General features: G+C 55.0%; 22 protein-coding genes. 11 read left to right on the top strand and 11 right to left on the bottom strand.

Annotation, left to right across the window (positions count from 1 at the left end; translation table 11 throughout):
- The first annotated feature begins 311 nt into the window (after window positions 1-311).
- From ACYVHB_RS14585 to ACYVHB_RS14600, 4 genes are all read left to right on the top strand, one after another.
- On the top strand, window positions 312-2,093 hold the full coding sequence (locus tag ACYVHB_RS14585; protein ID WP_461052488.1) for a tetratricopeptide repeat protein: 1,782 nt from the start codon (window positions 312-314) through the stop codon (window positions 2,091-2,093).
- A gap of 105 nt (window positions 2,094-2,198) precedes the next feature.
- Window positions 2,199-2,645, top strand: coding sequence for a nuclear transport factor 2 family protein (locus tag ACYVHB_RS14590; RefSeq protein ID WP_461052489.1), 447 nt, complete (start codon window positions 2,199-2,201; stop codon window positions 2,643-2,645).
- A 1-nt stretch (window position 2,646) separates the two neighbouring features.
- Window positions 2,647-2,754 (top strand): hypothetical protein, encoded by a 108-nt coding sequence (locus ACYVHB_RS14595; RefSeq protein ID WP_461052490.1) that lies wholly within the window; start codon window positions 2,647-2,649, stop codon window positions 2,752-2,754.
- 111 nt (window positions 2,755-2,865) lie between these two features.
- Window positions 2,866-3,657, top strand: coding sequence for a hypothetical protein (locus tag ACYVHB_RS14600; RefSeq protein WP_461052491.1), 792 nt, complete (start codon window positions 2,866-2,868; stop codon window positions 3,655-3,657).
- 5 nt (window positions 3,658-3,662) lie between these two features.
- Here ACYVHB_RS14600 and ACYVHB_RS14605 read toward each other — a convergent pair whose 3' ends face one another.
- From ACYVHB_RS14605 to ACYVHB_RS14620, 4 genes are all read right to left on the bottom strand, one after another.
- Window positions 3,663-4,832 carry a serine hydrolase domain-containing protein gene (locus ACYVHB_RS14605; RefSeq protein ID WP_461052492.1) on the bottom strand — a complete coding sequence of 390 codons (1,170 nt, stop codon included), beginning with the start codon at window positions 4,830-4,832 and terminating at the stop codon, window positions 3,663-3,665.
- 80 nt (window positions 4,833-4,912) lie between these two features.
- Window positions 4,913-6,409 (bottom strand): M28 family peptidase, encoded by a 1,497-nt coding sequence (locus ACYVHB_RS14610; RefSeq protein ID WP_461052493.1) that lies wholly within the window; start codon window positions 6,407-6,409, stop codon window positions 4,913-4,915.
- A 36-nt stretch (window positions 6,410-6,445) separates the two neighbouring features.
- Window positions 6,446-6,898, bottom strand: a complete 453-nt coding sequence (locus ACYVHB_RS14615; RefSeq protein ID WP_461052494.1) for a hypothetical protein — start codon at window positions 6,896-6,898, stop codon at window positions 6,446-6,448.
- Window positions 6,895-7,485: an RNA polymerase sigma factor gene (locus tag ACYVHB_RS14620; RefSeq protein ID WP_461052495.1), complete on the bottom strand. Its 591-nt coding sequence runs from the start codon at window positions 7,483-7,485 to the stop codon at window positions 6,895-6,897. The genes ACYVHB_RS14615 and ACYVHB_RS14620 overlap by 4 nt, the downstream gene beginning before the upstream one ends.
- Window positions 7,486-7,635: 150 nt before the next feature.
- Between ACYVHB_RS14620 and ACYVHB_RS14625 the strand changes: the two genes are divergently transcribed.
- Window positions 7,636-8,787, top strand: a complete 1,152-nt coding sequence (locus ACYVHB_RS14625) for a CaiB/BaiF CoA transferase family protein (protein ID WP_461052496.1) — start codon at window positions 7,636-7,638, stop codon at window positions 8,785-8,787.
- A gap of 6 nt (window positions 8,788-8,793) precedes the next feature.
- On the opposite strand, the gene ACYVHB_RS14630 is transcribed toward ACYVHB_RS14625, so the two are convergent.
- Both ACYVHB_RS14630 and ACYVHB_RS14635 read right to left on the bottom strand, forming a co-directional pair.
- Window positions 8,794-9,882, bottom strand: a complete 1,089-nt coding sequence (locus tag ACYVHB_RS14630) for a hypothetical protein (protein WP_461052497.1) — start codon at window positions 9,880-9,882, stop codon at window positions 8,794-8,796.
- Window positions 9,883-9,890: 8 nt separating this feature from the next.
- On the bottom strand, window positions 9,891-11,336 hold the full coding sequence (locus ACYVHB_RS14635) for an MBOAT family O-acyltransferase (protein WP_461052498.1): 1,446 nt from the start codon (window positions 11,334-11,336) through the stop codon (window positions 9,891-9,893).
- Window positions 11,337-11,528: 192 nt separating this feature from the next.
- Between ACYVHB_RS14635 and ACYVHB_RS14640 the strand changes: the two genes are divergently transcribed.
- Window positions 11,529-11,810, top strand: a complete 282-nt coding sequence (locus ACYVHB_RS14640; protein ID WP_461052499.1) for a hypothetical protein — start codon at window positions 11,529-11,531, stop codon at window positions 11,808-11,810.
- 115 nt (window positions 11,811-11,925) lie between these two features.
- On the opposite strand, the gene ACYVHB_RS14645 is transcribed toward ACYVHB_RS14640, so the two are convergent.
- The 5 genes from ACYVHB_RS14645 to ACYVHB_RS14665 all read right to left on the bottom strand — a co-directional run bounded on the left by ACYVHB_RS14645 (window position 11,926) and on the right by ACYVHB_RS14665 (window position 16,085).
- Window positions 11,926-13,107: a DUF748 domain-containing protein gene (locus ACYVHB_RS14645; RefSeq protein WP_461052500.1), complete on the bottom strand. Its 1,182-nt coding sequence runs from the start codon at window positions 13,105-13,107 to the stop codon at window positions 11,926-11,928.
- A gap of 125 nt (window positions 13,108-13,232) precedes the next feature.
- The gene (locus ACYVHB_RS14650; protein WP_461052501.1) at window positions 13,233-14,012 is read right to left on the bottom strand and encodes a pentapeptide repeat-containing protein; all 780 of its coding nucleotides are present in this window, start codon (window positions 14,010-14,012) and stop codon (window positions 13,233-13,235) included.
- Between the two features lie 121 nt (window positions 14,013-14,133).
- Window positions 14,134-14,481: a hypothetical protein gene (locus tag ACYVHB_RS14655; RefSeq protein WP_461052502.1), complete on the bottom strand. Its 348-nt coding sequence runs from the start codon at window positions 14,479-14,481 to the stop codon at window positions 14,134-14,136.
- A 20-nt stretch (window positions 14,482-14,501) separates the two neighbouring features.
- Entirely contained in the window at window positions 14,502-15,305 is an 804-nt protein-coding gene (locus ACYVHB_RS14660; RefSeq protein ID WP_461052503.1) for a PD-(D/E)XK nuclease-like domain-containing protein, read from the bottom strand.
- 90 nt (window positions 15,306-15,395) lie between these two features.
- A complete protein-coding gene (locus ACYVHB_RS14665) occupies window positions 15,396-16,085 on the bottom strand; it encodes a hypothetical protein (protein WP_461052504.1) in 690 nt (229 codons plus the stop codon).
- Window positions 16,086-16,340: 255 nt separating this feature from the next.
- Between ACYVHB_RS14665 and ACYVHB_RS14670 the strand changes: the two genes are divergently transcribed.
- The 5 genes from ACYVHB_RS14670 (at window position 16,341) to ACYVHB_RS14690 (ending at window position 24,226) form a co-directional block, all read left to right on the top strand.
- Window positions 16,341-16,709 (top strand): XRE family transcriptional regulator, encoded by a 369-nt coding sequence (locus tag ACYVHB_RS14670; RefSeq protein WP_461052505.1) that lies wholly within the window; start codon window positions 16,341-16,343, stop codon window positions 16,707-16,709.
- A gap of 199 nt (window positions 16,710-16,908) precedes the next feature.
- Window positions 16,909-20,106 carry a SusC/RagA family TonB-linked outer membrane protein gene (locus tag ACYVHB_RS14675; RefSeq protein WP_461052506.1) on the top strand — a complete coding sequence of 1,066 codons (3,198 nt, stop codon included), beginning with the start codon at window positions 16,909-16,911 and terminating at the stop codon, window positions 20,104-20,106.
- Between the two features lie 27 nt (window positions 20,107-20,133).
- The gene (locus ACYVHB_RS14680) at window positions 20,134-21,921 is read left to right on the top strand and encodes a RagB/SusD family nutrient uptake outer membrane protein (RefSeq protein WP_461052507.1); all 1,788 of its coding nucleotides are present in this window, start codon (window positions 20,134-20,136) and stop codon (window positions 21,919-21,921) included.
- 233 nt (window positions 21,922-22,154) lie between these two features.
- Window positions 22,155-23,654 (top strand): outer membrane protein assembly factor BamB family protein, encoded by a 1,500-nt coding sequence (locus tag ACYVHB_RS14685; protein WP_461052508.1) that lies wholly within the window; start codon window positions 22,155-22,157, stop codon window positions 23,652-23,654.
- Between the two features lie 104 nt (window positions 23,655-23,758).
- Window positions 23,759-24,226: a hypothetical protein gene (locus ACYVHB_RS14690; protein WP_461052509.1), complete on the top strand. Its 468-nt coding sequence runs from the start codon at window positions 23,759-23,761 to the stop codon at window positions 24,224-24,226.
- The last annotated feature ends 84 nt before the right edge of the window (window positions 24,227-24,310 follow it).

A 24,310-nucleotide genomic window follows, 5' to 3' on the forward strand; every position in this document is an offset into this window, starting at 1 on the left:
AAAAATCAGTCTGCGTTTCAACGGTCCTGAAAGCGGCATCACTGGCGACGTTCAGACTTCCCGAACCAATCTCGAAGCGTGACTACCAAACAGGTAAGTGCCTGTCCCTGAAATGACCGTTCCCTAAAACGCGTATTTGAGTAGGTAAACAATGGATGATTAACTCGTTACTTCATGGAAAATTAATCATGAATTGATATGCTCAACCCGAAGAGCGAAGCCGGAAAAACAGCATTAGTTAAGCTCAGGCAGAAATAAGGGTCATTTTTTGCTGATTTGTTAGCTGCTTCAACCGATAAACTACCGCGATTGTGAACGTACGTTTTACACTTCCCCTCTTTCTGCTGGGCACGCTTCCCGCCCTGGGTCAGCACGACCACAGTGCGCACGGTACGGGTGCTCAATCGGCTGCGCATTGCCGCCCGCCCGAAATTCGCAAGACTGCGCTGCCACCACCCCGCCTGATGGAGGGCATCGGCAGGAGTCACCTGAAAATCACGACCAAGTCGGACTCGGCGCAGCGGTATTTCGATCAGGGTTTGTCGCTGCTGCACGATTTCTGGGACTTTGAAGCGTACCGGGCTTTCGAGTACGCGGCCAAACTCGATACCACGGCCGCCATGCCGCACTGGGGGATGCACGTGTCCATTCAGCCCTTCGACCAAAAGCGGCAGGGAGACAGGAAAAAGGCGCTGGAACAGGTTAAGAAGCTAAGTAAAAGCGCATCCGAACATGAGCAGTTATACATCAAAGCGATTGAGGCTGAGGCCGGAGCCACCGAAGCCAAGAAAAGTCGGGAGGAGGTAAAACGGGCGTTTATTGCTGAAATGGACAACCTGATTCACCGGTATCCCGACGATGTCGAAGCCAAGTTAATCCTCTGGCTGGGGGCAATCGGTGGTAGTTATTCGGCCGATGGCAAGCCGGAAGAGAACACCATGTATGCGCAACTGATGCTGGAAAAATTGCTCGTCTCGCATCCCGATCACCACGCCGTGCACCATTACTGGATTCACCAAATGGAAAACTGCTGCCCGCAGCAAGCCTTAGCCAGTGCCAACAAACTGGCGTCATTAGCTCCGGCGTCGGGCCATATTGTGCACATGCCGGGACACATCTACTACCGGCTGGGCGATTATAAAAAGGCCCGGCAATCGTTTCTGGCCGCCATGCGGGTCGATTCAAGCTACATGGCCGCGCAGGGTATTCACCGGCTCGATACCTGGAATTACGATCATAACCTTTCTTATTTGATTGCCAACGACGCCGAGGAAGGCCGCTACCGCGAAGCCATGGGCATTCTGAACCGACTGCTCGACAAATCAGGGGTGCAGGATACCGCTCGGGCGCAGGACTTTAAAAAATGGGCGTACCGAAACAGGAGTAACGGTCCGGTGTCGTTGGCCATGCGCTTCGGCAATTTCAGCCAGGCGGCTGAGTACGAACGTCGCCTGATGGCCGATACGGCAGCTCAGCATCAGAGCATGGGCGACAAAGATTACGCCGAGTACCGGAAGAAACCGCAGCGCCGGAACGAAATTGCTTATTTACTGGGTATGGATGCGGTTGAAAAAGGCAATGCGAATCTGGCCCGGCAGTACGCCAACGAACTGGATGCCGACCTGTGGCGATTGGCTAAGCACGACAAAGACCTGAATGGATGGAATGAAAAGATCCAGCATTTAACCTCCGTTGAGTTACAGGGCAATCTGTTCAGTCTCCAGGGCGATACGGCCCAGGCGTTTCGGTTGCTGAAGGAAGCCGTGAAGCTGGAAAAAGAACTTGGGTATAACGAACCGCCCCCATATTATTACCCCACTCAACTGACGTTGGCGAAGGCGTATCAGCGGGCGAAGCAGTGGCAAAAAGCGCGGGATACGTACGGTGAGTTGCTAAAAGATCGGCCTAACAGCGGCTTTGCACTCTTCGGCCTGGCGCAGGCCTGGGAGGATGAAGGCAATAAGTCTGAAGCCACCAAAGCGTACCAAACGTTTCTGACTACCTGGAGCGATGCCGACGCCGATCTGCCGCAGGTGAAAAGGGCCAAAGCTTGGATGCGTGTGAATAGCGGGCAATTATCAACGAGGAAATGATACGACAGAAAAAGGCGGACTTCCGGGTCTTTCGGTGGCACACAGGCTAAAGCAGAGTAGTACCCCGTACTTCCATCCATTCCTACACAACGCATGCAGCCACTCATGAAAATCCTGCTTTCTGGATTAGTCTCGGTCATTACACTCTTCACCCCACTGTACGCGCAAACGACCGCTGATGAAGAACAGGTGAAGAATGTAATCGTTGACGCGTTTCAGGCCCTGGCGGATCTGGATATGGCTAAATTCAGAAGCTATTGCCAACCCGACTTTATGCTGTTGGAAAACGGCGAAATCTGGACGGTGGATACCCTTGAGGCCCGCATGAAGCCACGCATCGGGAGCGGAATGAAACGAATTAACACCGTTGACTTTGAGCGGGTTACGGTGAAGGGTAACGTAGCCTGGGTGACGTATAACAACCAGGCTGATATTGACGCAAAAGGGCAGAAGAGAACCATAAAGTGGCTGGAAAGTGCCGTGCTAGAAAAGGAAAGGAGAGGCTGGAAAATGACGCTGCTTCATTCAACGGTGTTGCTGAGGAAGAACTGAATTGTTCTCACCGCTGTGGCGGCAGCACTTTCGAATAAGCCCGTCTGAATGGGTCTGGCGGTCGCTGACCTCCGGCAAACGGCAGCCCATGCAACGGAGCCAGCCGTAGCCTGACCAAGCCACGCCGGACTTGACAAACGAACTGGTTTGAAACCCCGTTTTTGTTGCAAAAGTCGCATAAGTGGTTAATTTTGATGGCTTATTGACGCCTTCATCACGTATGCACTATTCGATTTCGTTTGTCTTTTTTGTAGCAGTATTATTCGCTTCGGTCGGCTGTAAACCGTTTCTCGATCAGAACGTTTATCCCGCCGATTCGCTCCGGGTTAATCCTGGGAATGGCGTTGTGCTGCGGGGCGACATCACCGGGTTTGTAACGCTATACGACGAGTTTGGTACGATCAAACCCAAAAGCGACAGCATGATTGTGTCGCTCGAAGGGCTGCAAACCGCGTTTCCCGTTCGTACCCGGCCCGAAGGCCGGTTTATTATTGCCAATGCTTTTGCAGGAAACTACAACCTGAGCTACAACAAACCGGGCTATGGCAACTACAAGCAGATTGGCATTGCGCACGCGGGCGGCTCGCCAACGCTCGTTTCTCCGGTCACGATTTGGGAACGGTCCACAACCGCACCGTCGAACCTGACGGTGGCCATCAGCGGCCTCAACTTAACCTTATCGGGGGTGACTGTGCCCGTTCAGCCGGTGGGAACGGCGGAGGTGGAGCAACGGCGGGTGCGGCTGTTTCTCGGTCGCGATGCACAGGTGAGTCATCTCAACTACGTAACGACGATGGGCCAGACCACTGTACCGCCCGGCGGTACGGGTGCGTTTGCCGCCAAACTATTGGCCGACGATCTGCTGGCGTTCAAACCCGGTGAGCGTGTCTACGTCATCGCATACGGCATCACCGCCCTTGAAAACGCCTACGACGACCCCGACACGAAGCGAAAAGTGTACACCGGCATCAACCCAGCGCCCTCGAACGTGGTGAGTTTTGTGTTGCCGTAGGGAGTCTACCTGACTGCTGCCAGCACCCGCTTAATCAGTTCATTTGGATTGCCGTTATGCCAGCGCCACACAATAACGATGTCGTGTTCCAGGTCGACCCAAACGGTGTTTGATCCCGCGCCAAGGGCAGCATAACTGGTCGTTGGTGCGTCGGGCCAGGGCTTCTTGTCCGATTCACCCGTGCCCGTGTTGAGCCACCACAAGTAGCCATAATCCGGTCCGACGGGTCCGGGTGTGGTGGCCTGTTTGACCCAGTTTGCCGAAACAATCTGACGGTCTGCCCACCGGCCCTGCCGCAGAAAGAGGTAGCCGAAGCGAGCCAAATCGCGGGCGCTGATTCGCAGTCCACCGCCCCAGCGGGTGCCGCCACTGACCGAAGGCATCGGTTTGCCGTCAATATCCGCAACGGCCGTTGGGTAGGGAATGTACTGCCAGGTGTCTGATGCGCCGATGGGGTTCATAATCTCGTCGCGGACAACGTCGGGGATGGGTTTTTTCCACAGCCGCAGCAGCGACAGCGCCATCCGGTTAATGCGCACGTCGTTGTATTCGTAGTACGTGCCGGGTGCCTGTAATGTACGAGGCTTGCGTTCGCCCCGGCCAAAAGCCTCTTTGCCAATGAAGTCGCTGTTTTTGCCCCACAGTTCGCCTTCCCATTCGCTGGTCTGGCGGAGGTGATGCTCCCACGTAATGGCCCGGTTCTGCGCCGATTCGTACCCGCCGTCGTGAATCAGCTTCGCGACGGGCTGGTGGATATCGGGTATCAGGCCGCGCTCGTGACTGATGCCAACGACCGTTGAAAGGACGCTTTTGGCTGCACTGTAGGTCGGGTCGGCGCGTTGGGTGTCGCCCCACTCAGCCACAATGTAGCCGTGGCGGAGGATGATACCATTAGTAGCGGCCCGGCTGGTGGGCATGGGACCAAGGAGTTTGCCGAAGATCTCTTCCTGCGTCGAGAAATCCGGTTTCATCTGCGTCGTCTCCTGCGTTTTGGCAAAAGCTACCGCCGAATCGAGCCGGGCCGCATCCATACCGACCTTCGCTGGTTCGCGACGCGCCCAGGCATCGCCCCTCGCTGGGAAATAGGTCGTTGCGGTAGTCGCGGGCCGGTGACAGGCAACTGTCAGGCTCAACAAATAATAAGCGAAAAACAGACGCATAAAAAGTCGTATCATGCTATGATTGGTGTCTGAGTCAGCCTCTGGCTGGCTCGTGTGAAACCGTAAACAGGGTCAGCCAGAGGCTAACCCATACATCACCTTTCCAACTTGAAATCCTTATCCACGGCGGGCCGCTTCGGGCGGTTGGCAATGTCCCAACCGGTGAGGTACATCCAGCGGGTGATGTTGGTCACTTTGCCGGTGTCGATGCGGTCGGGTTCGTCCTTGGGTGTGTGGTAGTCGGGGTGAAGCAGGCTCGTGAACGCAATAGCCGGGATGTTGGCGCGGGCGTAGGGGAGGTGATCTGAGCGGAAATACCAGCCTTCGGGGTGGTCGGGCTTGTCCCAGAGCGTGTCGAGCTTGAATCGCCCCCCGGATGCTGTGTTAGCTGCTAATGCCGCATTCACCAGTTCAGCGGAGTTGCGGTGGGGGGGCTGTTGGCCCAGAATACAGGCGCTGTCGGGCGCATTCCGGCCAATCATCTCGGCATTCAGCACCGCCACAATCGACTCGCGCGGCACCGTCGGCTGGGCCACGTAGTAACGTGATCCCAGCAGCCCCCGTTCTTCAGCTCCGTGGAACACGAACAGCGCCGACCGCCTGGCGGGTTGCTGCACAAATGCCCGCGCCAGAGCCATCGTCGCCACGCAGCCGCTGGCGTTGTCGTCAGCCCCGTTCCAGATCGAATCACCCGCTACCGCCCGCCGAACGCCGTCGTGGTCCTGGTGAGTGCTGAACAGCACGTGTTCATTCTTGAGCGTAGCATCCGTGCCCGGTACTTTAGCGACAATGTTGACCGATGGATAATTGAAACTTTCAACGTTTACCACATTTGTAAACTGCTGGCCGGGTTGTTTGATCCAGTCGATGGCGCTGGCGGGTAGCCAGACGGTGGGAGCCTGCGAAAAAACGCGCGTGTTTGGTCCGCCGGGCAGATCGTAGCGACCCCGTTCGAGACCCGTTGTCCAGCGCTCAAAATAGGACTGTGCAGCCCCATCGGAAACCCACACCACCGCCACTGCACCCGCTTTGATGAGGTCGGTGGCCCGTCGGCTCATGGTTCCGAACAGATGTCGCCGGTAGCTCAGTTCGGGCGGTCCCGTTCCCGAGAACTGGAGCGCTACGGCTTTGCCCCTGATGTCAGCCTTCGCCAATTCATCGGGTGTGCCGATGCCGACAAAAACCAACGGCGCATCGACCGACGCAATGGCCGGGGCCAGCAAAAAAGCATCCTGCCCGTGGGTGAGTTGGTGAGTGCCAATGTTCAGGCGGCTGGTTTCGGTGATGCGCGTCCGCTGAATGTGGAAAAACTGGAAGAACGTGCCATCATCGCCAGCGGGTTGCAAACCCATCGCCCGAAGTTGCTCGGCAATCCAGACCGACGCTTTGAGTTCATCTAACGAGCCTCCTTCGCGGCCCCGGAAGTGGTCGCCCGCCAGCGCGAACAAATCCCGTTTGATGTCGCTTTCGTGGATGGCCGACAGCGCGTTGGCCGATTTGCCCGCACCGGATTTCGATTGTGCGTGTCCGGTAAATGAATTGGCCAAAAACAAAACCAGCAGACTGGTTGACAGGTAACGGTAACGAATCATCGGCGTTCGATCAAAAAGTAGTTGGGTGAAGCAAAGCTACTTCCTGACGGGCGAATGATTGACGTATGCATTGTAAAAAACGGGAATGCACGACGTAGGCTGATAAGTACGCTGCATTGCAGGCTTCGACGGACCGACGGGCGCGGGTTTCGTTGGTTGTTTTGGCGCGAAGTAGATAAAATAGATTGCCATAGCCAGCATGAACAGGATAGCCGCCGTGGTGGTCGCGATCCAGAGGGGCCACAGCCGTTTGCGGTTCGCCGACGCATGAACCCGTTGGTGAAGCGCATCGCGCAGGTCGGCCAACTGGGCGGCAGCGGGTCGGCCCGATGCGTTGGTGGCCGTTTGGTGCATAGCTTCAAGGCCCAACAGAGCATCGGCATAAAACGGGTCTTCGAGCAGGATGCGCTCCACGCGATGCTGCGCCGGGCCGCTCAAAAGGCCCGCCTGATACGCCCGCAGATCGTCGAAGGTGAGTTGGTCGTTCATGGTTGCTGGCTCATGCAAAGTTTCAGATTTCGGCGACCATTTTGCAAATAACTTTTCACTTGTTTCAGGTCGTACCCCGTCAGCCGCGCTACGTCGGTGTAGCTCTTTTTTTCTAAATAAAACAGCGTCAGGCACGTGCGTTGTTCCGTGGGCAGCGTTTGCAGACAGACTTCCATCCGGGTCAGGTCTTCTTCGAGGTCCGGGTCGTCCGACTCGTCGCTGGTCAGTTCAGCGAGGTCGTCGGGCGTGCCATCGCCTGTGTCGTAGGTCAGTAGCGCGGCCGTTGGGTGAGCCTGTTTTTTGCGAAGCTGCATCAGGCAGTAGTTGCGGGCCACGCTGTGCAGCCAGGGCTGAAACTGTTGCACGTCGTGCCGACGCAGGTCCGTTATCAACTGCTCGAAGAGGTGCATAACGGCGTCTTTGGCTTCGTCTTCGTCGCGCAGGTAGTTGTAGCACACTGCATAAACGAGTTCCATGTGTCGTTCATAGAGATCGCCCAGCACCGCCAGATCGCCCGTGGCACGGTAAGCCGCCACGTATTCACTGTCCGTAGTAAGTTTGGGTTTGCGAAACCGTTTCAGAAACATGCGTGGCCGGGCTATCTGGTTCTATGATGCAGTGAATGGCTATATTCCACACGGGAAACGTGTTTAACTGGTTTGTAGTTTGTGGTTTGTAGTTGGCTGACGCACGAACCGGATGCGTCAGCCAACTACAAACCACAAACCTAAACCTTCATGCCCAACCGAAAACCTACCACTGGCCCGCTGCTTGGCCTGCGCATTCTCGACCTCACCCGGCTGTTGCCCGGTCCGCTCGGCACCATGCTCATGGCCGATATGGGCGCTGAGGTTATTAAGATCGAAGACCCGAACGCACCGGATTACGTCCGGGCGTTTCCGCCGTACGTCAACGGCGAGTCGGCTAATTATCTGGCGTACAACCGCTCGAAACGAAGCGTATTGCTGGATTACCAAACACCCGAAGGTCGTGACCAATTCTTGAATCTTGTCAAAACCGCCGATGTTGTAGTCGAGCAGTTCCGGCCGGGTCACCTCAACCGGTTGGGCATTGGTTACGCAGCCGCCCGCGCTGTCAATCCGCGCATTATCTACGTGTCGGTTACGGGTTATGGGCAAAGCGGTCCCTACGCGCATCTGGCGGGTCATGACCTCAACTACATCGCGCTGGCTGGGGTCCTTGACCTGACCGGCGACAGCAACCCCGACGGCGGACCAACGGTGCCGGGTGTCCAGTTAGCCGACATTGCGGGTGGATCGTACATGAGCGTAGTGGGAACACTCTCGGCCCTGTATGCCCGCGAACGCACCGGCGAAGGGCAGCACGTGGACGTGTCCATGACCGATGCGGTGATGCCGCTACTGTCGGTAGCCTACGCAGGTTATGCCGGAACGGGTACGGCTCCCAAACGCGGGACGCTGCCGTTGTCGGGTGGGTTGCCTAACTACGGCGTTTACCGCTGCCGCGACGGGAAGTACGCAGCGCTGGGAACGCTGGAACCGAAATTCTGGCAAAAGTTCTGCACGTTGATTAACAAGCCCGATTGGGTTCGTTTCCTGTTGCCAACCAATCCACTGCAATTAATTGACTTCAAAGCGCAGATACAGGCCGTTTTTCTGGAAAAAGACCGCGACGAGTGGACGCATTTTGGGCTGGCGCACGACCTGCTCATTACGCCGGTGAACACGCTGGACGACCTCGACACTGACCCGCATCTGACGGACCGACAGATGATCGTGACGCAGGATCATCCCGTAGCAGGACCGTTTCGGAGCATCGGTGTCCCACTGAAATTTTCGGGAACGCCCGCCCAACCCGCCTGGCCCGCGCCGGGGTTAGGCGACGACACCGATGATGTATTAGGATAGGGTTATTCAGCCTTCTTTCGACCAGCGGGCCGCTGTTTGGTTGACCTGCCGGAGCCAGAACCGCCTTCCCTGCCGGTTCCAGTGCCCGTCGCCGAGGTGATACCAGTCGGGGTGCTGGCGAACGGAGTCGATGGTTGAAATAACCGGCAACTCCAAGTGCGGGTTGGCTTCGATCCGCTCAATCTGGTGATTATACGTGCCGTAGGTGGGATCTAAAACCGTTACTTTGTTGGGAATCAGGCACAGGTACACTTCATCGAAACCCATCCGCAGGTAGTGTTGCCGTGTGGTATTAAGGTTGTTGACGAGTGTATCCAATCGCTGGTCAGAAATGGGCCGAAACGAGCTGAGTATATAGGCTGAGTCGGCTTCGGGCTGGTAGAACAGGTGTTTGTGGTCTTTCGAGATAACCGCTCCCGTTACTCGCCCAAACAAACTAAGCATCAACTGCGCCTTGGCTTCTTTAAACCGGGTGGCCAGCTCACCGTTGAACAGGATGAACTCGAGCCGCTGGTTAATTTCCTGACCAAACTGAGCTAATAACCACTCCGTTACGCCAGACCGGGCCACCCCCAGCTTATCCACTGGATTGACAGTCTTGCTTGCCACCCGCGTTCCGGCAGGGGTAGCTGGTGTCGCCACAACGATTCCTTCGTCAATGTACATTCGCTGATAGTCAGGCCAGTACATGCGTTCCTGAAGCACCCGCTCAATGTACTGAAGCACTAAAATGTTCTTTTTGGTGGTGTCGAGGGGTTCTACGGCGGGCGGTGGACTGCCGACCCAAACGTGCACGTTGCGGTTACCGGCGTAGTAGCTGGTGTCGATATCGGTGAAGCTGTCGCCGATGGTGTACAGATTCACATCGTGGTAATGTTTGGTGGGTTTGTCGGCATCCGTGAGGGTTTTGTTAACTATGTAGTCAGGTTCTTTGAAAGCCGGTAGGTTGGTCAGATTGTACAGATCGCCGTAGTTGTACTGATTCGGGATGTAGCCCCGATTATCGAGCCACCGCTGTATTTTCGGCGACAAGGCCAACACGAGCAGGCCACCCGAGGCAAATAGAAACGTCCAGCGTAGAACCGTGCTTATCATTGGTGAAGTCAGAACTGGAAGTAAATGAATTGATTGGCCGTGAAAACGCCGAAGAAATAACAAAGCAGGATCAGCAGCGCGAAGGCTGACCAGAACTGCCCATTGTTTACCTGTTTGCTGAACTTGATCCAGCGGGGTTCCAGCAGCAGGCTACCCATCAGTAGCGCACAAAAAGCCAGTTCGGCGGGCTGAACGGGTGTTTGAATAGTGGGTGATCCGTTGACCGTCAGAATTTTGCCAAGAATCAGAAAGGCATCGCTGGTGCTGGCCGCCCGAAAAAATACCCACGTCAGGGTGACTAAGCCGAAGGTCAGCAACTGGTTGAGCCGGTGGCCCGCCAGCCCCAGCCCGTTCAGTTGCGCTTCTTCCCGCACCGTTTCCACCTTTTCGGAGCGACGACGCGACCAGAGCTGCCCCACGACAAGGTAAAAGCCGTGCAGAAGCCCCCAGATGATAAACTTCCAGTCGGCACCGTGCCAGAGTCCGCTCAACCCAAAAACAGCGAAAGTATTCAGATACGTGCGGGCGGGCGTACCCCGGTTGCCCCCCAGCGGGATGTACACGTAGTCGCGAAACCAGGTCGATAGTGAAATATGCCAGCGACGCCAGAAATCGGCAATGGATGCGGCTAAATAGGGGGTGTCGAAGTTTTTCATCATCCGAATCCCCAGCACCTGCCCCGCCCCGATGGCAATGTCGGTGTATCCCGAAAAATCGCAGTAAATCTGGATTGAGTAAAATACAGCCGCCAGCAGCAGCGTCGATCCGTTGCTACTGGCGGCATGACCAAAAGCCGGGTCAACGACCAGCGCCATACGGTCGGCAATGACTACTTTTTTGACGAAACCACCTGCCATCAGCAGCAGACCGTAACGCACACGTGCCCAGTCGAAGGGTTGAAATGCGTGGAACTGGTGGAGTATGTTCTGGGGTCGCTCAATGGGTCCCGCCACCAACTGCGGGTAAAACAGGACGTAAAGTGCGTACACGCCGAGGTTATGTTCGGCTTTCTGGTTGCCCCGGTACACTTCAATCGTGTAGCTGACGGACTGGAACGTATGAAACGACAACCCAATGGGCAGCATAATGCCGGGAATCAGGTCGCCGAGCATGGGAACGGAATTGGTCAGGCCAAAACCGGACAGGACCGCCGTAATCTGCTCGTTGAAGAAATCGTAGTATTTGAAAAAAGCCAGCAGGCCGACATTCGCTATCAGGCTGACGATCAGTAAGAGCCGTCGTCGGGGACCCTGCGCCCGTTCGATGTACAGACCCGCCACGTAGTCGATTCCGATCACCAGCCCCAGAATGAGCAGGTACACCGGAATGAACGCCATGTAGAAATAGCAACTAACTACCAGCAGCAGCACCCATCGTCCGCGCAGTGGCAGACTGAAATAGAGCAGTGTGGTAAAAGCAAAGAAGAGAAGGAAATGGAGCGAATTAAACAGCATTCAGAAAAACTACGGGTGAGCATCTACAAAGTTCTGCCTTAAATTGGTCCGAACCAAATTAGGGTAACTACCTGTGTCTCGATGCCTGTAACTTCCTACAAATATTCTTTGTCCAGAAATTAACGCTTTACCCTATACCGCAACCTTACCCAACCAATAACCGTTTACTGGGTATATCAATAGATCAACGTTATGAAACGTACTGCCTATTTTATCAGTCTACTGAGCATTGGACTTATCATAAATGCTCAGGCTCAAAGCGGCCAGTCGCCAACGATTCAGCAATCGACCTCGACGGTAGACACCCGGCAGGCTAACCCCGCCCGGCCAAAAGTAAAGAAGACGACCCGTCAACAGCGGCAGCGCATGGAAACCGGCCTGGATACCACCCTGCCCAACGGCCACAACCAACGGCCACTACGGCCCGATTCGTTGCGCCGGGGCGGGGCCACGCGCGTTGACACCATCCGGTAGGGTGGTGCGGCCAGGTATCCTGGTGGTGCGGCATACCGACGGCCACGTCCGGGTGTGAAAGTTTCTCTCGCACCCGGACGTGGCCGTCGGTATGCCGCACCACCAGGATACAACACTACGCTTTTTCCCGTTTGCGTTCTTCCCGCTTCTCTTTGCGTTCTTCCTTACGTTCCTCACGCTTCTCCTTTCGCTCGGTTTTCCGCTCGGCACGCTTGGCTTTGAAGTCGTCTTTTATGTCTTTGAGAGCATCCTGTAGCGTGATGTTGTTGTCAAATTCGCCCCGGAACGCTTCAATATAGGCGTTGCGTAACACACCGAACAGGGTTGGCCAAACGGCCGTTTTAATGTTCTCAATCGTGCCGTTGAGCGGAATTCGGGTGGCTACCTGGTCTTTTTTCTGATTTTTCAATACTGCTGTGCCCGCCTGTGCCAGTAACTCGGTGAAGAATTTACCCACTGACCGGCCCTCGTTCTCGTCGAGTTTAAAGATTTTCATTTCCTTCGTCAGTGGCTTCAGGTAACCATTCAGCTTGCCGTTCAGCATGGCCATTTCGCTGAATACGCTCATCGTGCCGCGCTCGAAGTCGAGGTTCGCGTAGGCGCGAGCCAGCGGATTGACTTTCACCAACTGCACATCGGTAAACCGGAGATTGTAATCGAAATCGGGCAACTGCTTGAGCAGGTTCATGTTGGCCGAAAACGTCATCTTGCCGCCGTATCCCGGCACATCACCCGACGCGACTACGGGCGATGGCAGTTTTTTTCCCTGATCGACTACGTTACGGATATTGCGGATTTCGGCGTTGAGGTTTTGCAGCGACAAGTCGGCGCGGGGCTGCGTCACTAAGCTTGTCAGGTTGATTTTACCGTTAATAACCGAAAAGCGGTTGACGTTGATGGGCAGTAGTTTTTTCAGGTATTCCGTCCAGTCCACTTCGGCCCCCGTCTGGTTAGACGCTTCGTCCTCGCTGAAGGCGAAGTTAAGTTCGGGTTCGTAGGCTTCGACTTCACTCACCAATTTGCCTTTGAACAGCGATGCCCACTCAATCGACAGGTCGGTTTTGGGCATGTACAAAAACGGCTTTTTAATGTTGCCGGCCACCTTGCGGATGCGCAGGCCGTCGATCTGGTAAGCTCCCCGGATAAGCTGAATATCAATATCCTCGACCTGACCCGTATAGCCGCCCATGTCGGCCAGTGTTTTGTTGACGTACCGAAGCACGAAATACGGCAGCAATAGCCGGGCAACAATCAGCAGAACGACGAGGGCAATCAGAATTTTGGTGGCGCGTTTCAAAACAGTACATGAATTGGTAATGTACTGATAACGCAAAAAAGAGGGGTTAGAGCCCTCAAACGTTGCCAAAATTTTAACCGGGGGCCGAAGCCTTTAGCAACGTTTGAGGGCTCTGAACCGATCAACTAATTTCCATTCGGGGCAAATTTGCGCCCGCCGAGCGTTGTGTATTTGAAATCGGTTGACCCTTCAAAACGGACATTATCGAAGTTAGTGCCGCGCGGAAAATTGGTGTATTTGAAATCGGCAGTGCTCGAAAAGCGGGCCTGCCGGAAATCGGTGCTCTCGTCAAACTTCGTGTATTTGAAATCGGCGTACCGCTCGAAGTTTACCTTTTCAAAGACTGATAATTCATCGAATTCGGTGTATTTAAAATCAGCATACCCCCGAAAGGTTGACCCGCTGAAGTCGGCCGCGCTGCGGAATTTAGCGTATTTAAACAGCGCGTCGTCGCGGAAGGTATTGCCCGTGACGATAGCCCGCTGCCGGAACGTTGAGTATTTAAAAGCCGCGTCGCGCTCAAACGTGCAGTTTTCAAGGGTTACGGCTTCGGTGAAATCGGCGTTGTAAACGGTATTGCTCATTTTCACTAACCGTCGCTCGTCTGACTCGTCCGTCCGGTAGGCCAGCACGTTGCCGGTGAAGGTGCAGTTTTTAAACGACAGCGGCACGTTGACTACGCTCAGAAACTCCTGCGAGTCACCTTTCCAGCTTCCCTCTCGCCACTCTCGCCGGTTAGCCAGGTTGGTTAGGTCGAGGTCACCGGTGATGGTCGCGTTCTGGTACGAAACAGATTCGTTACGATTGATTTTGGCGATGATGTCGTTGGCGCTGACCGTTGTTTGAGCCAGCACGGGCGCTACGGCGACGAAAGTCAGCAGGAGTGAAGTAAGTAGGGTCTTCATAATTGGTCGTTGGGGTTGTGTTTGGATAAGGATGCAAACCCATACGCGAAGGTTGCCTGCGCCCAAAACAAAAACGCCGAACCCAGCAACAGGTTCGGCGTTCGTACTGACAATTTTCCGGTTAATCCAGCCACATTACCTTGTCGTAGGCAATTTCGTAGTCCATCTCCTGAAGTGGCGTTAGCCCCGCGAAGTGGCCGGTTTCGTCGGTCTGGACGGCATTCCACAGGCCTGACGCGTCGCGCAGCAACAATTTATAGCCGTAGAGGGGATGCAGCGTAGCGCCGTCGGTGCGGTGGTCCCATCCGGTTTGCAGTTCAATGGCAAACGCAATCCGGTCCATTACCTCACCCATCTGACTGGCCAGACTACCGGCCCCGTCTAATTCTTCAATCCACAGTACCAGCCCGTCGGTCCCCCAGTCGAAGTGAAGTTGATCGGGCGTTAGGGTTATGATGGAAGCGTTCATCGTAGTTGAGTTTGTGGTTATTATGCACTCATCGGCCAGGCTGTCGGGGGGGCTATCACCAGACTTTCCTGCTCCTGTTGCCATTTGCGGAGCCAAAACCGATACTTTTTGCGCCCGTACTCCATAAAATTCGGAATCGACGTTGCATCAACCGCGAACAGCTTGTGCGGACGCTGCTTCATCACCCCGATGAACACGAACCGGAATTGCCGCGTCGTAGCCCACTCATCATAATCCGCGTTGCGCAGGCTGTCTACGTAAAAAGCGGCCTGCCGGTCGTAATCATAGGTATAGCACGATTCTAAGAATTGAGCCTGGGTCCGGGCCGAAGTTGTCTTCACATCAATGATTAATGCGTTCCGGCGTTTGGGGCTGGTGTACACCATGTCGAGCCGCGCTTTGCAGGCAACGCCCGTTGTCGGGTCGGTGGAGAGCACGACGCGCTCCCGCTCCGACAGCCGCAGATAACGCCGACAAAACGTATCCTGACGAATCGTTTTCATCAGAGCGTTCAGCTGCCCGGTTCGTTTAGCGTCCAGCGCATCAGAATCAGCAGCCATCGCCAGACCTCCGGGGGTTAAATCCGGCAGAAGTTGCTGCAAGACGGTGCTAATCGTTTCAGGTTCGAGCAGATGCTGGTGAAACGTTCGCCCAAAAACCTTTGCCTTGTCGAGATTGCGCGCCGGAGCACTGCTGATACTGTATCCGAGGTGTTCTTCCTTGAGCCGTGTCAGGTCCGAGTTGGACACGCGCGGTATGGAACGATACTCGTCACCAGGCACAAGGTATGGCGCAGACAAAGGACTGGAAATGGGTGAAATCACAGCGGTTGTGTGTTTAAGTGTCTACGGTGTTTAGGTGCATGAGTTCGCCGGAACCAATGCATCTAAACACACGGAAACGTAAGCCTTGCTTCAGGCCTGTCCTGCTGGCAGCAAAGCCGTCTCTTCGGCGATGTTGGCAAAAGGATTGTAATAATTCATCGCCGTTTTGATGTTAGCAATGTCGGTGAGGGTTTCCTGCCGGAAGATTTTAGCCTCCTGCGCAAACTGCTGCAATTCCTTTGTCTGCTCCACATTGGCCATCTTGTAGGAGAACGTGGCAATGTAATAGACGCCTTTGGGTTGGCTCTTGGTATATTCTTTCTTCTCAGCAATGGCCGTAATCACGACGTCGGCCAGCGTGAGATCGTCGTAGTAGAGCGGTTCGATAAGCCGGAAGATATTGTCGACGGAGTAGCCATGAAACAGCACCGCCGAGACGCAGTTCTTCTCGTCCATAAAGAAAATCTCCGCCCAGTTCTTGGTGCCCATGTTCAGGATATTGTCCGTGAAAATGCGCCAGGCAATGGGTTGGAAGGTGAGTGTACGCCCCATTTTTTCGGTGCCGTTGATGTTGAACACGCCTTCTTTGGCGTCGAAGCGGTACTGACGGGGATGCCCTTCGAGGTACTTGTACTTACTGACCACTTCACCGGTCAGTTCGTGAACCTTTTGGTACGACTTCAGGCGGTCCGGCGATTGATGATCGGAAACCCGTACCTCTGCGGTTCCGGCGGTTTCGCTTTGAATTGTCTCGATTTGGCCGTTGTTTTGCGTGTTCATTAGTATTTGTTGTTTACTGTTCAAGCAGGGGACCCATTTTGAGGTCCCTTTTGCCTTTTTCAGGGGTGCCGTTTACTGGTTTAAATATACACAGTTTCGTGTAATTTACAAAGCCTGTTTTCGCTTTTGTTAGTACCCGGTTCAGTCCACTAAATAATTGCTTGAAGAGCTATATTTCAACGATTTTTCGCCCTAAATTGTTCCGGCGTTTGTCGGTTCCATTCTTTACATAAGTTTGTGTAAACGTAGTCGCCCATGACCATCCATATTCGCCTGCAACAGCTCATTGATGCGCTCGACGTCAGCGTCCTTGAGTTTGCCCGGCAATTGGGCGAACGCCGGGGCGAGAAAGTCTACCATATCCTGCACGGGCGGCTGAAACCCCGCTTCGACACGCTCGAAAAAATAGTGGCTGCTTACCCGCAGGTCAACGCGGACTGGCTGCTGCGGGGCGAAGGATTGATGTTCAAGCAGCTCAACTCCCCGTCGGCCGCGATCACGACCGAGGAGCGGCTCCGAAACGTGGAGTTCCTCCTGTTTCAACTCAATGAGCGGGTAGCACTACTACAGGCCACGAACGATCAGTTGCTGGCCGAATTGATGACGCTTAGAACGGCTCCGTAGGCATTGCTACAGACTGAGTTGCCATTAACTATCTCCTTTGTAGTTGTATTATTTTGTTAACACAACCTGTGTATATACAGGTATAATTTAATTATTCCACTATTTATTTAAATATACTTGATATCACCGAAGAAAATTATTTACCTTACCTATGCAGAATTACATCATATATCTCTAACCTAAATTAATTCCATTATTTATGAGGCACATTTTCTGTTCAACAGCACGGCTGTGGCTATCGATGAGTCTGCTGCTCATCGGTTCAATCGCTTTTGGCCAGGGCGCTCTCCGGACCGGTAAGGTGACCGGACAGTCCGACGGCACGGGTATTCCCGGCGTCAACGTATCGGTGAAAGGAACAACCCGAGGGGTCACAACCAATGCCAGTGGGGAGTACAGCATTCAGGCCGACAACGGGGCCGTGCTGGTTTATTCGTTCATTGGCTACAAAGCACGCGAGGTAACGGTGGGCAACCAGACTACCATCAGCGTGACGCTTACTGAAGACATCTCAACTTTAAACGAAGTTGTTGTGACGGGCTACAGCGCCCAGTCCCGGCGCGACATCACCGGTGCCGTGGCAACCGTTAGTACCAAAGACCTGCTGTCAATTCCTGCCACCGACGTATCCCAGCAGTTGCAGGGCCGCGTGGCCGGTGTAACCGTCACCAACGATGCTACGCCAGGTGGCAGCGCTACGGTGCGGATTCGGGGCTTTGGCACGATTGGCAACAACGACCCGCTCTACATCATCGACGGTGTACCAACGCAGAACCTCGGCACCATCAACCCAAACGACATCGAAACGTTTCAGGTGCTGAAAGACGCATCGGCCTCGTCCATCTACGGGTCGCGTGCGGCCAACGGGGTCGTTATCATCACCACTAAAAAAGGCAAGGCGGGCGTGTCGCAGATCACGTTCAACGCATACTACGGTCAGCAGCAGTGGGCCAAAAAAGGCGAAGTACTCAATGCAACCGAACTGGGCCAATATCTGTACTTAGCCGACGTGAACGCGGGCAAAACACCGTCGCACGGGCAGTACACCTACGGAGCCAATGGTCAGGTGACTATCCCGGCCTACGTATTTCCGAGCCGGGGTGCCGAAGGGTCAGCCGACGTGGACCCGGCTAAGTATTCGCTCACGCCGAGTAACATTTACCCCATTACGCGTTCGGCCAATACCAACTGGTTCGATGAAGTATCGCGGACGGCCCCCATCCAGAGCTACCAGCTTGGCGCAACGGGCGGCTCCGAAACGGGCCGTTATGCGCTGTCGGTCAACTATTTCAATCAGCAGGGGACGGTCAAGTACATTGGCTATGACCGCTACTCCATCCGGGCCAACACGGAGTTCAATGTGAAAAAGCGCATTCGCGTTGGCGAAAACCTGACCGTTGCCTACAGCAGCCGTAAGGGTGGATTCAACAACAACGAAGAGCAGAACGCGGTATCGGGGTCCTACAAGCACCATCCGCTGCTGCCTGTGTACGATATCGCCGGGAATTTCGCCGGTAGTCGGGGGCTGAACTTGGGCAACAACTCGAACCCGGTAGCGACGCTGTTTCGCGAGCGCGACAACCGCCGGAACAGCCTGCGCGTATTCGGCAACGCTTATGCCGAGGTCGACCTGCCCGCTGGCCTGACCGCCCGCACCTCTATCGGGATTGATGCCAACGGCGACCGCAACAAGTTTCTCGGTCGCGCCAATCCAGAGTATATCGAGGGGAATTTTAACATTAACCTCGCCGATGAAAACCGCTACAATTACCAGTGGGTGTGGACCAATACGCTGAGCTACGCTAAGACCTTCAATACGGTCCATAAGATCGACGCGTTCGTTGGTACAGAAGCCATCCGGCAGTATCAAGAATTTTTCAGAGCGGGTCGGAGTGGTTTCTTCAATGAGCAATTAGCCATTCAAAGCTATCTCGATCTCGGGGCGCAGTCGTCGGCAAGCAACGAAGGACGCGTTGAACAGGACTACACGCTGTTCTCGATCTTCGGTAAGGTTAACTACGCCTACGGCGACAAGTACCTGCTCCAGGGTATTCTGCGGCAGGATAAATCGTCGCGTTTTTTGTCGGCTTCCAACAGCGCCCTGTTCCCGGCGGTAAGCGCGGGCTGGCGAATTTCGGAGGAGAACTTCTTCAAGAACAACATCGCGTTTGTTAACGACATGAAGATCAGGGTTGGTTACGGAATAACCGGAAACCAGGCCATTGGGGATTATAACGCCTACACGACCTTCCAGTCAACCACGTTTAACTCGGCTTATCCAATCAACGGCAGCACGGGTACGGCAACGGCGGGCTTCGATATTCGTCGCTTCGGTAACCCCAATGCCAAATGGGAATCAACGGCTTCGACCAATATTGGTTTCGACCTGGCCCTACTGGCGAGCAAATTAGACGTGAATTTCGACGTCTGGAGCCGCAAAACGACGGATATGCTCTTCACTACGCCCTTCACCTTCACGGCGGGTGACGCTGACGTTCCCTCATACAACGTGGGCAGCATGCAAAACCGGGGGGTCGACTTAGCCATTGGGTACAAAGACCGCGCCGGTGCTTTTCGCTACGGGGTGAGCGTTAACGTGGCTACCTACCGCAACAAGGTGCTGAAACTCGACGAAAGTCCAACGACGCGCTACTTTGGCTACAATTCGCGCGTGCAGGGGGGTGGCGTGACGGTTACGCAGGCCGGACTGCCCATCTCGTCGTTCTACGGGTACAAGGTGCTGGGTATTTTCCAAACCGAGGAAGAGGCTAAAGCGTGGGCACCCTACGGTGATTATAACCGGGCGGGTAAATTCAAAATTGCCGACGTAAACGGCGATAACATTATCTCCGACGCTGACCGGACCATCATTGGTAATCCGCACCCTGATTTCACTTACGGTATAAACGTGAACCTCGGCTATAAAAACTTCGATCTGACGCTGTTTGGCAGTGGTTCGCAGGGGAACGATATTTTCAACTACACGCGGTACTTTGCCGATTTCAACACCTTCCAGGGCAACCGGTCCCGGCGGGCGCTCTACGACGCCTGGTCGCCAACGAACACGGGTGGCACCGTGCCTATCCCCGACGCGAACGATGCCGTCAGTAGCCGTCCATCGACCTACTTCATTGAAGACGGGTCGTACTTCCGCCTGAAAAACCTGCAGGTGGGCTACACGCTGCCCGCAGCGCTGCTGTCGCGGATTGGTCTGGGTGCCTGCCAGGTGTACGTGCAGAGCCAGAACCTGCTGACCTTTACTAAGTACACGGGTCTGAACCCGGAGATCAGCATCTCCAACAATACCGAAGCGGACCGCAACCGGAACCTCGGCTTCGATGGGGGTTTCCTACCGGTGTCACGAACCCTTCTGTTTGGCTTAAACCTATCGTTCTAATCAACTCAAGACAACTCGCATATACTTATGCAACCATTTCATAAAAAGTTAACTGTTTCGGCCCTGACGCTCACGGGCCTGCTGGCGCTGAACGCGTGCAACGATAAATTTCTGACTCGCCAGCCGCAGGGTCAGTACAGTCCGGCTTCGCTCACCAACAGCAGCGGCATTGAAGGTCAGTTGATTGGTGCCTACGGAATGCTCGACGGGCAGGGTATTGGTGGTCAGGACCCCTGGAACAACGAAGTGCAGAACTGGGTCTTTGGCGGGCTGACGTCCGACGATGCCTACAAAGGAACCGACGCTGGTGACCAGCCCGAGCAGACGTTCCTCGAACGCTACGACTTCCAGCCGACGAGCAGTCACATTCGCAACAAATGGCGGGGGCTGTATGAAGGCGTTGCCCGAACGAACAACGTGCTCGATAACCTCGTGAACGTGAAGGACATCACCGAAGCCCGCCGGACGCAGATTGCGGCCGAGGCAAAATTCCTGCGCGGTTATTTTCACTTCGAGGCTCGCAAGATTTTCCGCTACGCGCCCTACATCGACGAGACGATCTACGACGTGGGTGACCCGAACTCGACGAAGATACCGAACGACAAAGAGATCTGGCCGAACATTGAAGCAGACTTTACCGCTGCTGCTGCCGGGCTGCCCGAAACCCAGTCGGAACCCGGTCGGCCGACCAAGTTTGCGGCTCAGGCCCACTTAGCCAAGACGTACATGTTTCAGGGCTTCGATGTAGCCACGGGCGCTCCGAATGCGGCCAAGCTGACGGCCGCTAAGGCAGTGCTTGACCAAATTGTGGCCAGCGGTCGATTCAGTTTAATCCCGCAGTACTCGCAGAATTTCGATGCCAATACGCGCAATAATGCAGAGTCGATCTTTGAGGTGCAGTACGCGAAGTCAGCTTCGGACGAAGGGGCAGCTACGGCCGGGATGGGCCTGGCCCACCCGTATGCGTCGCCCTGGGGTTGCTGTGGATTTTATCAGCCTTCGCAAAACTTAGTGAACGCCTACAAAACGGACGCCAACGGGTTGCCACTGCTCGACACGTTTAATGACGTGGACGTGAAAAGCGATCAGGGTGTTGCGCTCGATGCCGCCTACACGCCGGACGCGGGCCGTTTTGATCCACGCCTTGACTGGACGGTGGGTCGCCGTGGGATTTTGTACAAGGATTTTAAGATTCACAACAGCGACTTCATCCGCGATCAGACCTACGCCGGACCGTATTCGCCCAAGAAGCACGTTGCATCTAAAGCGAATACGCTGACGGGCGTTGGCTGGACAAACCTGACGGCCAACAACTACCGCCTGATTCGGTACTCGCATGTGCTGCTGTGGTTAGCCGAAGCGGAGACCGAAGTAGGGAGCTTAGCCCGCGCCCGCGAGTTGGTTAATTTAATCAGAGCACGGGCTGCTAACCCCGCCGACTTCGTGAAAAAAGCCATTCAGGGACCCACCCGCGATGCGTATACGGAAATGGCTGAACCGGCTGCTAACTACGTAATCGCGCCATATCCGGCCACGGCGTTCGCCAGTAAAGAACTGGCCCGCAAGGCTATTCGGTTCGAGACCCGGCTGGAGTTCGCCATGGAAGGTCACCGCTTCTTTGACCTCGTCCGCTGGGGCATTGCTGAGCCGACTCTGAACGCGTATATAGCGAAAGAAGGCGAAAAAAGAGCCTACAAAAAAGGGTCGCGTTTTGTGAAAGGCAAGAACGAGTACTTCCCCGTGCCGCAGGAAGCCATCGACAACGCGTTCAAATCCGGAGCGCCGACGCTGATCCAAAATCCGGCGTATAAGTAAAATCGGTAAGGTGTAAGCAGGTGTAGGGTGTAAGGGTCTCTAACGGGATCACTTGCACCCTACATTTGCTTGTACCAAAGTTGTGTAGGCTTTTGCTTTTAATGCCCATTCGGTCCGGTGCAAGCGTTTATGTATCCTGGGTGGTGGTATCCTGGACGGCCACGTCCGGGCGAGATAAGGTCTATTTACGCCCGGATGTGGCCGTCCAGGATACGCATAAGTTAAATAGTCAAATGAATCAATTGCCCTGGTGCCTGTTCGTTGTCCTTTCCTTGCTGATTGGTTGCACCAGTCGGCCGGATAACTGGCAAACCACGTTAAACGGTGTACTGGCGAGTTCATCACCCCGCGTCGCTGACCTCAACGGCGACGGCGTGCAGGACGTTGTGCTGGGGGGTGGGGGCCAGGAATGGGCGCACTCCGACTCGGCCGTGCTGGCCTTTGATGGCCGGGATGGGCACCTGCTTTGGCATACGGCCGGGAGAAACCAAGTCTTTGGCTCAGCAACATTCCTGGATATAAACCGCGATCAGACACCCGACGTTATCATTGGGGGGCGTTCGGCCGAACTACAGGCCATTGATGGCAAAACGGGTCGCCTGATCTGGGAGTTTTTTAAGACCACCGACTCCATGGCGCATAAACGGGCGGGGTGGTTTAACTTCACCAACGCCCAGCTCATCCCTGACCAGGATGCTGACGGTCTCGACGATCTGCTGATTGCCAACGGGGGAGATGCGAGTATCAACGATGCCAAAATGCCCCGACCTGTTGGCCGATTACTCATTCTAAGCAGCCAGTCGGGAAAAATTCTGCACGACGCGCGCGTTCCCGACGGGCGGGAGACGTACTGTTCGCCGGTGGTGGTGAAACGCGGTTCGGACCCGGCCAACTGGTTACTGCTGTTCGGTACTGGTGGAGAAGCCATTAGCGGCAGTTTCTACAAAGCTACGTTGGGCGATCTGTTCAGAAATGACTTGTCTGGTGCTAAACGGCTGGCTACCGAAGCCAGCAAGGGCGTTGTCGCTCCGCCACTCGTCTGCGATCTGAACCGTGACGGCACACCCGACTACGTCATCAGCACGGTTGCCGCCCGGACGCTGGCCATCGACGGCAAAACGGACCGCGTGCTGTGGACGTTCGCACAACCCGGTGCTGAAACCTACAGTATGCCCGCCATTGGCTACTTCACAGGTAACGATTTCATCCCGGATTTTTTTGTCTGCTACGCCATTGGCAAGTATCCAAATTACGGGCGGGGCATTGAGTTTTTGCTCGATGGGGCTACGGGCCGCCCGGTGGATGAGTTTGCCACGCTGGGTTTCAGCTATGGCTCCCCACTGACGCTCGACATGAATAACGATGGCTACGACGATGTTGTCCTGAACGTTAACGAAGATGCCGACCCGCACGGTCCCCAATCGTACGTAGAAAGCCGGTTAATTGGGTTTGATTTCAAGAATAAGAGCCAGTTACGCATCAGCGACGCCCTGCCGGGGGCCAATTTTGCTATTACTCCGTACATTGGCGACATAGATGGCGATGGTAGCGTGGATGTGTTATACGGGTCGCTGGCCGCTACGACGGTGAGTTACCCCGGTGCACGAGCGAGCCGCATACCGCCCCCACTGACCTATTTCGTGCGCCGAGAACTGAGTGGCCTGCCCCCCAAAGCAATCCGCTGGGGAGCCTACATGGGCGCTAAGGGAGATGCGATTTTTACTGAGCCATAAACCAGAACCGTTTACTGGAGTCTGCTCGGTCCATGCTCAATGCGCCAGTCTTCCCAAACAACCCGCTCGGCTTTCGGGTTATACCTCGAAAAACAACGAACGCCATGGCAACGACATCACCATTCGATCCGGATAAAGTTGATCCTGAGTTTTACTCCCACGATCCTAATCAACATGGCGACTCGGACTACGGCCGCGAGTCGGAAGGCGTTGGCAACGCTCAGTACGGTGCCGTCACGACGAAAGATCGCGGAGAAACGTCGCAGCAACTGGGTAATGCCCGCGAACAGAACGTGAATATTGGCGATCCTGACCTGCCTGAAGGCGAACAATATGGAACCACCCAGGAGTGGGACGTGAACGCCGACGCGGTGCAGACCGACCAGCCGAAAGGCCGGATGATGAGCGACGAAGCGAGTAAAAAGTTGGACGAAGTCGCCGATAATCCATCCGACGATGCGTTGTTTCACCGGGGCGATGCCACCTATCTCGAACCGGGCGACGATCCGAATCAGGGTTATGATCCGCACAACAAAGGCTACGACGGAAAAGATAAAGTAGACCCCAAGTAAATAAGGGTGGGCTAAGAGTGCCCGCAGCGAGCGACCGAATAAATTTTCGGTCGCTCTTTTTATTTTTGTGGGTAGTTAAAATCA

Source organism: Spirosoma arcticum (assembly GCF_054779955.1).

What these genes read in the sequence shown, in the direction of transcription:
- ACYVHB_RS14625 (WP_461052496.1), top strand. Translation starts at nt 7,636, where the DNA reads ATGCCCAACCGAAAACCTACCACTGGCCCGCTGCTTGGCCTGCGCATT.
- ACYVHB_RS14630 (WP_461052497.1), bottom strand. Translation starts at nt 9,882, where the DNA reads ATGATAAGCACGGTTCTACGCTGGACGTTTCTATTTGCCTCGGGTGGC.
- ACYVHB_RS14685 (WP_461052508.1), top strand. Translation starts at nt 22,155, where the DNA reads ATGAATCAATTGCCCTGGTGCCTGTTCGTTGTCCTTTCCTTGCTGATT.
- ACYVHB_RS14670 (WP_461052505.1), top strand. Translation starts at nt 16,341, where the DNA reads ATGACCATCCATATTCGCCTGCAACAGCTCATTGATGCGCTCGACGTC.
- ACYVHB_RS14665 (WP_461052504.1), bottom strand. Translation starts at nt 16,085, where the DNA reads ATGAACACGCAAAACAACGGCCAAATCGAGACAATTCAAAGCGAAACC.
- ACYVHB_RS14650 (WP_461052501.1), bottom strand. Translation starts at nt 14,012, where the DNA reads ATGAAGACCCTACTTACTTCACTCCTGCTGACTTTCGTCGCCGTAGCG.
- ACYVHB_RS14620 (WP_461052495.1), bottom strand. Translation starts at nt 7,485, where the DNA reads ATGTTTCTGAAACGGTTTCGCAAACCCAAACTTACTACGGACAGTGAA.
- ACYVHB_RS14640 (WP_461052499.1), top strand. Translation starts at nt 11,529, where the DNA reads ATGAAACGTACTGCCTATTTTATCAGTCTACTGAGCATTGGACTTATC.
- ACYVHB_RS14610 (WP_461052493.1), bottom strand. Translation starts at nt 6,409, where the DNA reads ATGATTCGTTACCGTTACCTGTCAACCAGTCTGCTGGTTTTGTTTTTG.
- ACYVHB_RS14635 (WP_461052498.1), bottom strand. Translation starts at nt 11,336, where the DNA reads ATGCTGTTTAATTCGCTCCATTTCCTTCTCTTCTTTGCTTTTACCACA.
- ACYVHB_RS14680 (WP_461052507.1), top strand. Translation starts at nt 20,134, where the DNA reads ATGCAACCATTTCATAAAAAGTTAACTGTTTCGGCCCTGACGCTCACG.
- ACYVHB_RS14655 (WP_461052502.1), bottom strand. Translation starts at nt 14,481, where the DNA reads ATGAACGCTTCCATCATAACCCTAACGCCCGATCAACTTCACTTCGAC.
- ACYVHB_RS14690 (WP_461052509.1), top strand. Translation starts at nt 23,759, where the DNA reads ATGGCAACGACATCACCATTCGATCCGGATAAAGTTGATCCTGAGTTT.
- ACYVHB_RS14605 (WP_461052492.1), bottom strand. Translation starts at nt 4,832, where the DNA reads ATGATACGACTTTTTATGCGTCTGTTTTTCGCTTATTATTTGTTGAGC.
- ACYVHB_RS14590 (WP_461052489.1), top strand. Translation starts at nt 2,199, where the DNA reads ATGAAAATCCTGCTTTCTGGATTAGTCTCGGTCATTACACTCTTCACC.
- ACYVHB_RS14615 (WP_461052494.1), bottom strand. Translation starts at nt 6,898, where the DNA reads ATGAACGACCAACTCACCTTCGACGATCTGCGGGCGTATCAGGCGGGC.
- ACYVHB_RS14600 (WP_461052491.1), top strand. Translation starts at nt 2,866, where the DNA reads ATGCACTATTCGATTTCGTTTGTCTTTTTTGTAGCAGTATTATTCGCT.
- ACYVHB_RS14675 (WP_461052506.1), top strand. Translation starts at nt 16,909, where the DNA reads ATGAGGCACATTTTCTGTTCAACAGCACGGCTGTGGCTATCGATGAGT.